General features: G+C 43.4%; 10 protein-coding genes. 3 read left to right on the top strand and 7 right to left on the bottom strand.

All coding sequences use genetic code 11. The features are described 5' to 3' along the window. A complete protein-coding gene (locus EQG61_RS12055) occupies nt 1-1287 on the top strand; it encodes a cryptochrome/photolyase family protein (RefSeq protein WP_129462200.1) in 1287 nt (428 codons plus the stop codon). Between the two features lie 15 nt (nt 1288-1302). Beyond that, entirely contained in the window at nt 1303-2763 is a 1461-nt protein-coding gene (locus tag EQG61_RS12060) for a cryptochrome/deoxyribodipyrimidine photo-lyase family protein (RefSeq protein ID WP_129462201.1), read from the top strand. Here the strand turns inward: EQG61_RS12060 and EQG61_RS12065 are convergent. The 7 genes from EQG61_RS12065 to EQG61_RS12095 all read right to left on the bottom strand — a co-directional run bounded on the left by EQG61_RS12065 (nt 2760) and on the right by EQG61_RS12095 (nt 8353). Beyond that, the gene (locus EQG61_RS12065) at nt 2760-3407 is read right to left on the bottom strand and encodes a GDSL-type esterase/lipase family protein (RefSeq protein ID WP_129462202.1); all 648 of its coding nucleotides are present in this window, start codon (nt 3405-3407) and stop codon (nt 2760-2762) included. The genes EQG61_RS12060 and EQG61_RS12065 overlap by 4 nt on opposite strands. Continuing rightward, nucleotides 3404-4063 (bottom strand): HAD family hydrolase, encoded by a 660-nt coding sequence (locus EQG61_RS12070; RefSeq protein WP_129462203.1) that lies wholly within the window; start codon nt 4061-4063, stop codon nt 3404-3406. The genes EQG61_RS12065 and EQG61_RS12070 overlap by 4 nt, the downstream gene beginning before the upstream one ends. Continuing rightward, complete coding sequence (locus tag EQG61_RS12075) at nt 4063-4563, bottom strand: DUF1648 domain-containing protein (RefSeq protein ID WP_129462204.1); 501 nt, start codon at nt 4561-4563, stop codon at nt 4063-4065. Before EQG61_RS12075 ends, EQG61_RS12070 begins: the two co-directional genes overlap by 1 nt. Beyond that, entirely contained in the window at nt 4563-5279 is a 717-nt protein-coding gene (locus tag EQG61_RS12080) for a tRNA threonylcarbamoyladenosine dehydratase (protein WP_129462205.1), read from the bottom strand. Before EQG61_RS12080 ends, EQG61_RS12075 begins: the two co-directional genes overlap by 1 nt. 417 nt (nt 5280-5696) lie before the next feature. Then, nucleotides 5697-6353 carry a TatD family hydrolase gene (locus EQG61_RS12085; protein ID WP_129462206.1) on the bottom strand — a complete coding sequence of 219 codons (657 nt, stop codon included), beginning with the start codon at nt 6351-6353 and terminating at the stop codon, nt 5697-5699. 693 nt (nt 6354-7046) lie between these two features. After that, nucleotides 7047-7688: a DUF6266 family protein gene (locus EQG61_RS12090; RefSeq protein WP_129462207.1), complete on the bottom strand. Its 642-nt coding sequence runs from the start codon at nt 7686-7688 to the stop codon at nt 7047-7049. Nucleotides 7689-8080: 392 nt separating this feature from the next. Next, nucleotides 8081-8353, bottom strand: a complete 273-nt coding sequence (locus EQG61_RS12095) for a helix-turn-helix domain-containing protein (RefSeq protein WP_129462208.1) — start codon at nt 8351-8353, stop codon at nt 8081-8083. 572 nt (nt 8354-8925) lie between these two features. On the opposite strand from EQG61_RS12095, the gene EQG61_RS12100 reads away from it, so the two are divergent. Continuing rightward, nucleotides 8926-10590: a T9SS type A sorting domain-containing protein gene (locus EQG61_RS12100; protein ID WP_129462209.1), complete on the top strand. Its 1665-nt coding sequence runs from the start codon at nt 8926-8928 to the stop codon at nt 10588-10590. Nucleotides 10591-10593 lie beyond the last annotated feature (3 nt).

A 10593-nucleotide genomic window follows, 5' to 3' on the forward strand; every position in this document is an offset into this window, starting at 1 on the left:
ATGAATATATTCTGGTTCCGAAGAGACCTGAGGGTCGACGACAATGTCGGATTGTACCACGCATTAAGCAGTGGCCAACCCGTATTGCCTATTTTTATTTTTGACACGTCGATTCTCTCGCAACTGCCGCCCGATGATGCTCGTGTGACTTTTATTCACCAGCAATTGGAGGCGATACAGCAAGCACTTCATGCCGTAGGAAAATCTTTAGCGGTTTTTCACGGAACACCCGAAGAGGTATATACCCAACTTCTATCGGAACAAAAAATTGACACTATTTACACCAACCACGATTATGAGCCTTATGCCCGCAAACGGGACAAAGCCTTGAATCAATTGTTTAAATCCAAAGGGGTAGATTTCAAAACCTCAAAGGATCAAGTGATTTTTGAAAAGAGTGAAGTGGTAAAAGATGACGGTACACCTTATGTGGTCTATACCCCCTACAGCCGTCGTTGGAAAGAACGTTTTCGAACCCTTACTTTACAACACTATCCATCGGAAACTTTATTGGATCAAATAACCGATCATACGTATCCCTTTTTGACTCTTGAAAACATCGGATTCAAACCTTCCAAAATAAAAGTTCGACCCTACGATGTATCCGAAACCTTGATACGGAACTACGAAGCGACTCGTAATTTTCCCGCACTGAATAAAACGTCTTTCCTCGGCATCTATTTGCGTTTTGGAGCCGTTTCCATCCGCAAGATGATGGCCAAAGCAATTGCCGAGAAAAACGAAACCTTCTGGAATGAATTGATTTGGCGGGAGTTTTTCATGCAAATCCTTTGGCATTTTCCGCATACAGTGCACCAAAGTTTCAAACCCAAATACGACGAAATCCAATGGAACAACGATGTGGATTTGTTCCAAAAATGGTGTTCCGGAACCACAGGCTATCCCATTGTAGATGCCGGGATGCGCGAACTTAACGCTACCGGTCACATGCACAACCGTGTGCGCATGATTGTAGCGAGTTTTTTATGTAAACACCTACTCATCGATTGGCGTTGGGGCGAAACCTATTTTGCCTTAAAACTCCTCGATTATGAACAAGCGAGTAATGTCGGTAATTGGCAATGGGCGGCAGGCAGTGGTGTCGATGCAGCGCCCTATTTCCGCATTTTCAATCCCAGCGAACAAATCAAGAAGTTTGATAAAGACTGGTATTATATCAAAAAATGGGTACCTGAAGTGGAAACCTCAGCCTATCCCAACCCTATAGTTGACCATAAAGAAGCCCGCGAGCGTTGCTTAACTGTTTACAAAGCCGCCGTGGGATAAAACCCTTATCGCCCCATGAAAGTAGTATGGCTCAAACGTGATTTACGCCTGCACGACCACGAAGCTTTGTTTCGCGCTATCGCAACCAAAGAAAAAGTGCTCTTGCTCTATATCCTTGAGCCCTCACTCCAGCAGGATATCCATTACAGTGCGCGGCACTTTAATTTTATCAAAGAATCGTTGGCCGAACTCCAACACGATCTGTTACCCTTTCACACACAAATCCTTATAGTGGAGGAAGAAGCGACTTTTGTCTTTGAAAAATTAATTGAAATGGCGTCGATTACCGGCGTATATTCCCACCAAGAAACCGGTATTCAACGTACCTTCCATCGGGATATTGAGGTGAGCGAACTCCTTCGTGCCAACGGCATTCCGTGGTTTGAATACATTACCAATGGGGTAATCCGTGGCCTGCGCAACCGCCAAACCTGGAAAGAAGATTGGTACGACTTTATGGAGAAAGCCCGCTTTCCGTTTGAAGCCAATGGTCGAACTTTTGTGAAATACACCGAAATCGAGAAACTCGAAATCCATTTTAAAATTCCGTCCCTCGACACGCCTAAGGACACACCTTTCCAAAAAGGAGGCCGTTCCGTGGGCTTGCGTTACCTGAAATCCTTTCTCACCGAACGCGTTGAAAACTACAGCCGCCACATCTCCAAACCCGAATTGGGACGCAAAGGATGCAGTCGGCTTTCACCATATATCGCATGGGGCAATCTTTCCATACGAGAAGTCTATCAATGGACGTGGGAAGTGCGCCAAAAAGGAAAATTCAAACGCCAAATCGACAACTTCGCTTCGCGTTTACGCTGGCAAGCCCATTTTATCCAAAAGTTTGAAATGGAATGTTCGATGGAATTTTACCCCGTCAACAAAGGCTATTTGCACTTAAAGTTACCGGTTAATACAAACTATCATGAGGCTTGGTGTTCAGGAAAAACAGGAGTACCTATCGTAGATGCATGTATGCGTTGTTTGAATACCACAGGCTACCTCAACTTTCGCATGCGTGCCCTAGTCGTTTCGTTCTACACCCACCACTTGATGCAACCGTGGCAAAATTGCAGTCCGCACCTTGCCCAACAGTTTTTGGACTTCGAACCCGGAATTCATTACCCCCAAATTCAAATGCAAGCCGGCGTTACAGGCGTGAATATGATTCGTATTTATAATCCGGTGAAGAACTCCATCGAACACGATGCCCATGGGGATTTTATCCGTAAATGGGTGCCCGAATTGCGCAACATCCCCGAAGCGTTTATCCACGAACCGTGGAAACTGACGCCCATCGAACAAATGTTGTATGGATTCGAACCCGGTTATGACTATCCCTTCCCGATTGTGCCTTTAGAAGAAGCGCAGAAAGCAGCTACCGACTTTTGGTGGAATTTTAGAAAACAACAGGAAGTGCGAAGCGACAGTAAACGCATTTTAGCCAAACATACGTTCCCCGACCGCGAAGCTTCTTAAGGCTGAAGATACGGACGTAAAGCAGTAATCCAAATAGCGTACCCTAAGGCATTCATGTGCAGTTGGTCCTCCCGAAACAAAGCTGGATTCGGCACCCCATTTTGCAACATGGCCTCCCATACCGAAATAAAGACCGTAGCCGGTTGTTTGGCCAAATAGGCTTCGATCAAACGATTGGTGGCTTGCATCCGTTCCTGCATGGCCCAGCGCGACGGACAGGGTTTGATGCCTACAAAATAAAAAGGCACCTTGGGAAATGCTTGACGGATATGGGTAAAGAATGTTTGAAAACGAAGTAATACCGCTTCAGGGGTAAGGTTTGGATCTGCTGCAATGTCATTTTCACCACAGTAAAAGACGATTTTAGAAGGTTCGTACTTTAAAACCACCTCATCCTCATAAAACAAAATATCATTAATTGTAGCGCCTCCAAATCCGCGATTAAGGATGTTGGGATTATTGAAGTCGGATGCCATAGTGGTCCATAGTCGGAACGACGAACTCCCCACAAACAACACCAAACCTTTTTGCGGTGGGTGAATACTGTCTTGTTTTCGAAATTGGGCTATCTCCCCTGCAAATTGCTGTTGACCAAAGCCAACAAGCCCGATAAAAAAGCATCCTAAAAACAGTAATTTTCTCATGCTAATAAAGCCGCTAATCGTTCATAATTCAAGGCTTTGAAATCTTGCACCACGACATCGGCTTGGGTATAATCTTGTCCTTTAGAATGGAAACTGTCGTACCCTACACAAAATACACCCGCGGCTTTGGCGGCAAGAATCCCGTTGGTACTGTCTTCGATTACGATACATTCGGTTGCTTGATCGCCCGATAAATGTACGGCATGTTCAAAGATCGCCGGATGCGGTTTGGATTGCGGAAACTCTTCTCCGGAAACGATATGACTAAAATGTGGGAACAACTCAAAACGTTTGAAAATACGGTGAATGGTAACTCGAGCAGAAGACGAAGCCAACACCAATTGGATGTTATGGGCTCTCAAATCCAGTATTAATTCGTGTACGCCTTCCAACAAAGTGAGGTCTTCTTTCTGATCAAAGGCATCATTAAACAACATGCGTTTGGTATCCACCAATTCTTCTACGGTTTGGGGTAAATCAAATTGGTCTTTTAATTTTTGAAAGATATTCTTGGTCGAATTCCCCGTAAACGAAGCATACATTTCAGGCGTAACGGTGATGCCGAGTTGTTCAAACTGTTGGTGGTAGGCATAATGGTGTACGGGTTCGGTATCCACGATCACCCCATCCATATCAAAAATGACGGTTTTAAGCATTAGCTGTTTTTAAAGAGTTGGATTAAAAAATAGAATAAAGGGACAAATACAGCACCCATCACGCCCAGGAGTATCCATCGGCCGCCGTCAAATGCGGCATTGTGGGCAACTTGCACCGTTTGCCATTCAATCGCAAAGAAAACGCCCACAAGAACCAATTTCAGCGTCCGCAACATACGAACAGCTATCTGGTACAAACGCGGGGCATTGGCTTCGGTAACAGCCACCGGAAAATTAAACCAGTGGGGATGCCGCCCGATATAGGTGAGTCCGATGTACATCGCTGTAGCAATTCCCGACCCCAAAAAAATCGCCCATTTGTCGCCATAGCCATCGACCTGACCTTGACCGTTGAAGTGGGTAGGAATTACGTCGGGTAACTGCGCGTAGTGTACACTTACATAAATCCACGAACTGATTAACCCCAACAAGGCAATGGCTTCTACCCCATTGTCAAAAGCGGTTCGCGGTACAGTGAGTTGGGGACGATTCGATTCCATTATTTTTTGATAAGATAACGCACTACGGTTTCGGCAGCATGGAGTCCGAACAAACAGGGCATCCACGAATTGGTGCCGTAAAACGACTTTTTAAAATTACTACCGTCGGTATGTTTGACACTATCATAATCGGGGCGTTCGCTGGAGTACACCACTTTTACGCCTCCCGAAATACCTTCTTTCTTTAAGCGCTTGCGCACATGTTTGGCGAGGGGACAGTAATCGGTTTTGCTAATGTCGGTAACTTTAACTTTGGAGGCCAAAAACTTCCCTCCGGCGCCCATATTACTGATCACTTTCACGCCTTTGCGTTTGGCAGCAATCAATAGATTGAGTTTGGGCGTCACACTATCAATACAGTCCAAAACATAATCAAATTCAGGCGAAACTAATTCAAATGCACGTTCTGGCGACAAGAATTCTTTGAGTATTGTGAGTTCGAGTTCGGGATTGATATCCAGCAAACGGGCGCCCATCAATTCCACTTTGGGCAACCCCACGGTAGAATGCAAGGCAGGCAACTGACGGTTGATGTTGGTAATATCCACCACGTCTCCATCGACGATGGTCATCTTCCCTACCCCTGCCCGTGCCAAAAACTCAGCCGCAAAAGAACCCACGCCCCCGAGTCCGACCACCAATACATTGGCTTTTCGTAATTTTTCTAATCCTTCCGTTTTAAATAAAAGTTCTGCACGTTCTTGCCAAACAGCCATGTTTTTAGAATTATGAATTATGAGTTATGAATTGTAAATGAAGTACAAAAATAAGGAATTGGGATTAGAGAAAAGAAGAAAGAAGCAAGAGAAAAGAGGGTGCTTGTTAAAAACAAGTTCTGATTTAGAAAGACTGAAATATGATCTTGGAGTTAGTTGTAAGTGAATTAGTCGTAAGTGAATTAGTCGTAAGTCGTAAGTGATTTGAGTCGTAAGTGAATTAGTCGCAAGTCATATTTCGTTTTAAACTCTTGCTTCTTTCAGCGTAGCAGTCTTGCTTCTTTCAGCGTAGCGGTCTTTATTCTAGTAACACTATGTTTCACAAAGTAAGGCACAATGTAACACAATGATTTTAGTCGTATGTGGTTTTTAGCAGTTAGCCATAACTCATAATTCATAACTCATAATTCATAATTGCTAAAGCGGTCTTTCTTCTCCCCCAAACACCTCCACCCTATTTCGTTTAATGCGTCGTTCCAATTCGCTGACGTCCAGGTTGCGGTATTCGGCGGCTTTGGCATAGACGTCGGTGATGGATTCTTCGATTGTATCGGTTTCGAGGAAGATGCGGTTTTCGGGTACGGCAAGGAAAGCTGTTTTGAGTTCGGGATTGCGAAGTAAGTATTTCCCGAAGGAGAGGTAAAACCCGTGTTTGACGAGTTCTTGGGCGAGTTGGGCATTTTTGGAAAAGCCGTGCACGATGAGGGGCACGGAGAGGCGGTGTTGCTTTTTGAGGGCAATTAATTCTTGAAAGGCGCCTACGAGGTGCAGCACTACGGGTTTTTGGTACTGTTCGGCCAAAATCAGATGCGCTTCAAAGACTTGCAGTTGGAGTTCGAACGGCACCTCAATACGTTTATCCAACCCACATTCCCCGATGGCGAGGCAACCCGACTTGATCAAATGTTGCTCCACAATTTCCATGTGTAGTGGCCAAACCGTCGCGTCAATAAACCACGGATGTATCCCAATGGAATAGACAGGCGGCGCTGGATCAAACTCCCAGGGGTATTGATTCACGAGTTCGATACAATTCGGTGTGGCGGTGTAGTGGTGGGTATGGAGGTTAAACATTTTAAAAAAGTTATGAATTATGAGTTATGAATTATGAGTTGGTCGATTAAAAATAGGAAATTTAGGGAGAAAAACAAATTATGCAATGGGTTTACTGCTATATTGAGCGTGAAACTACTGAACACTGATCACTGAATACTAATGACTGAATTCATTGCTTGCTAAAAAACCTTCACACCCAATCTTGTCATTTCGACCATCGGGAGAAATCCCATAGGATAGTCCCCTTTTTTTCGCTAAGCGAAAAACACTTTTATTTGTTTATCTACAGCACCGTGAAAACTGTATGGGATTTCTCCTTGCGTAGAAATGACAATAAGCGGGGGATTTTTTCACTTAGCGAAAAACACTTTTTTATTTTCACCCACAGCACCGTGAAAACGGCATGGGATTTCTCCTTACGTCGAAATGACAACAGGGCGGGGGATTTATTTGCTTGTTAAAAAACCTTTACACCCAATTTTGTCATTTCGACCATCGGGAGAAATCCCATAGGATAGTCCCCTTTTTTTCGCTTAGCGAAAAACACTTTATTTTTACCTACAGCACCGTGAAAACTGTATGGGATTTCTCCTTGCGTCGAAATGACAACAGAACGGGGATTTTTTAGCGTGCAAAAAAAACCTTTCTGCAAACAATAAAAAACCCAACCACTAAACGCAGTCGGGTCTTTAAAAGCAATTGTAGTGATTGTTACTGCACGGTTACACTTCCTAAGTAAATACTGGTCGAACAATCTTCGTCGGTGGTCATAGCGAATCCAACCCAAATGTGAATTGTTTTTCCAATATAAACGGAAGGTAAAACGAAACTGGCTGTAGTAGCACTCCGTGAAGCTAGATTCAAATTACAAAGGGTATTGCCCAATTCGGGTTCATAAATTCCGATAAACAATCGATCGGTAGCCTGTGCTAAAACTTGTACACTGTTGTCGGTCCAATTCAACACCACAGTATTGTTAGCCTCTGCGGTTACGGAAGCGTTTTCAAGACCTGGAAGTGTCCCTTTGCTCAAAATCACTTTATTGTATTGCATTACAAAATCGGGATCCACGAATTCTACTGCCTCTTTGATGTGGTATGCAAAGGCTTTATTTCCTCTTGTTTTTTCGCCAAGATCACCCCCAAAGTAGCGGCTGAGGATTGGATTAAAGGGTGTTAAAAAATCAATTACGGTTGTAAACTTCATGCGTTGTTGCATTTGCAATAGAGAAGGTTTTTTACCTGATTTACGAGGTAAACTGCGTAGGATTTCTTTACCGCGCCAATTGGCACCAATTACTGTTCCTACTTTTCCATTGAATGGACCTAAAATTCCTTTTTGATAGGTGGCCATAGTTTTTAAATTTAAAGATTAATACTAATTAAAATTGTCGTGGCGTTCGAACATCCATGAGTCAAAACTAGTAGAAAAAAAGGTCGATTGTTTACCTATGACGTTAGTTGACGTACATTGACGTATTGTGACGTAATTTGATGTCATCTGACGTAATTTTACCGAACAACTAGTGGTTTTGTTCGGTATTTGTTCGGTAATGCTTCGGTACCACCCACGAAAACACAGGGGTTCCCGCAAGAAATACCGAAGAAAACTGCACGATGACTGCACGAAAACCCTATGCAGTGTACAGTGCTCAGTGTACAGTATACAGTTGGCAGTATTCAGTGTACTCAGCCAACTGATTACTGATCACTGCCAATTGATTACTGATCACTGATTACTGAAAACTATTCAAGTCGTTTTCGGGAATCTTCGGCGATAAGTTGGGTAATGTAATGTTTGGGATAATAACATAATCCGCCGATTTGCGTGTAGGGGATTTTCTTGTTTTTCCGTAAGCGGTACAGTGTACTTTCACTGATGTTAAACTGGCGTTTGACTTGAGCACTGTCTAGCCAGACTTCTTCGTTTGGAATTTGACGGATGATTTGGAGTAAGGTGGCGGCGAGTTCATTGATTTGCTGTTGTAAGCTATTCAATCGGGCATCATAGGGGTCCATAGAAGATTAAAAAAATAAGCGTTGTTTTCATTTTTGTTTTCGGTTTTGGTTCTCAAAATAGTGTATTGACTTTTTTTTTCAAAAATCATTCCATTTTTTTTGGCACACCTATCCCTCTTTCAAACCCAAAACAATAACTACCAGCGCCTTACTAATCTATTTTTTGCTGGATAAAAAATAAAAAAGCTTGATTTTATTGGAGTTTTACCTTTCTTATTAGCTAAAAAATTGTTGGTTTCCGACCTGGATTTTACTAAGATAAATTGTTTGAAAAAATAAGAAATAGGAAAAATACTTTCGTAAAATAGGGTTTTTCCTATTGAAATAATTTTTTTACCAACAGACCAAAAACTATTTTTATGGCCTAAAGTTGGTTTTTACTCAAATAAAATGCTTTTGTACTGCTGCAGACATAAGGTATTATAAGTGAAAAACAACTTTAACAAAATGTACACTTTTTGTGTACCATTATCAAAAAGTAAGAAATTACTTTTACAAGTACCGGAATACATGCCGTTGACAGCCGAAACGATTTCCCTACAAAAAGAGTAAAACCCTAACAACTCGTATATATGCGCTCGTCAACAATTCTTCTTGCACTGACCCTAGGTTGGACTTCATCCCAATCGGTCGCCGCTCAAAAAATTTTATGGGATAAAAGTCTAGGTGGCAAACAATCCGATTACCTCATGGATGCCTTACCGACTCCCGATTATGGATTCCTTCTCGCCGGTTCGTCCTTGTCTATTAAATCTGGAAACAAACAACAAACCACTCAAGGTGATTTGGACTTTTGGCTCTGGAAAATGGACGAAAAAGGCGACCAAGAATGGCAAAAAAACTTTGGCGGTAGCGGGAGTGACCTCCTCTATAGCATCACCGCATCACCCGATGGGGGTTACCTCATTGCAGGCACCTCCAATTCACCCAAAAGCTTTGATAAAAAAACAGCCTCCCTCGGAGGGGACGATATTTGGCTCATCAAACTCAACCCTCGGGGAGAAGAAGAATGGCAACTGACCCTAGGGGGAATGGACCAAGAAAAAATTGCCCAAGTCATTCCCACACGCAATGGTGGTTTTCTTGTGGCAGGCTCTTCAGCCTCTGAGCCCCGTCAAGACCGCAGTCCGATGGATCCCAAAGCCCCTTCTCGATTAAAATCCGGTGCCTTGTACGGGGATTTGGATTATTGGGTAATCCAATTGAATTCCAAAGGCGAAGTCGAATGGCAACAAACCTATGGCGGCCAGTATGTAGACGAATTACGCAGTGTAGCCGCCACTGCCGACGGCGGTTTTATTCTTGGGGGGTATTCCAACTCACCCGTGTCAGGAACCAAAACCGAACGCAACCGTGGTATTGGAGATTATTGGGTGATTCGCATTGATGAAAAAGGAACAGTATTGTGGCAACGCACCCTAGGGGGCGACCAAGACGATCAATTATATAGCGTTTTGGTAACCCACGATCAAAACATCCTTTTGGGAGGCAACTCCAATTCGGGGAGTAGTGACGAGAAAACAAGTTCGAACCAAGAAGGAACCGATTTTTGGTTAGTTAAATTGGATACTGCTGGAAATCTATTATGGCAACAAACCTACAATTTCGGTAAGACGGATGTTCTAACCACATTGGTAGAAAACAAAGACCATAGTTTATTGTTGGGCGGATTTGCACAAGGGGAATACAGTCTGTTGTCCAAAGGAAAAGGAAAGTTAGGATTGGGCAAAGGCGAACCCAAAGCCAAGAAAGGAACCGACGATTTTATTGCGTTAAAAGTAAACGAAAAAGGCGAAGAAATCTGGTCACGCACAGTGGGCAGTAACGGTAAAGAAGTCTTGCGCAAAGTGGTCGAAACCCGCGATGGCGGCTACCTCATGGCAGGAACTTCATTTTCAAAAGCCACAGGTGACAAAACCAGTTCGGTAGGTCGCAACGATTTTTGGGTAGTCAAACTCAAAGACGAACAAAAACCCGATACACCCAAACTCACTATTGAAGCCTCTCCCAACCCAACCTATGGGTTTACTACTGTGGTAATTGGCTACGAATTTGAATCGGGAACCGCCACAGTAGTGGATTTATCCGGACGGGTCTTGCAACAATTTGCCATTAATTCCCGAACCGTCCCCGTGGATTTAAGCAGCCTACCCGAAGGAATCTATGTCGTTAACATCAAAACCGATAAACAAAGCGACGGCGTAAAAATTATTAAACGAACTACCAAAACCAACTAAGAG

Origin of the sequence: Flavobacterium stagni (assembly GCF_004122105.1) — a bacterium.
GTDB classification, from domain to species: Bacteria; Bacteroidota; Bacteroidia; order Flavobacteriales; family Flavobacteriaceae; genus Flavobacterium; species Flavobacterium stagni.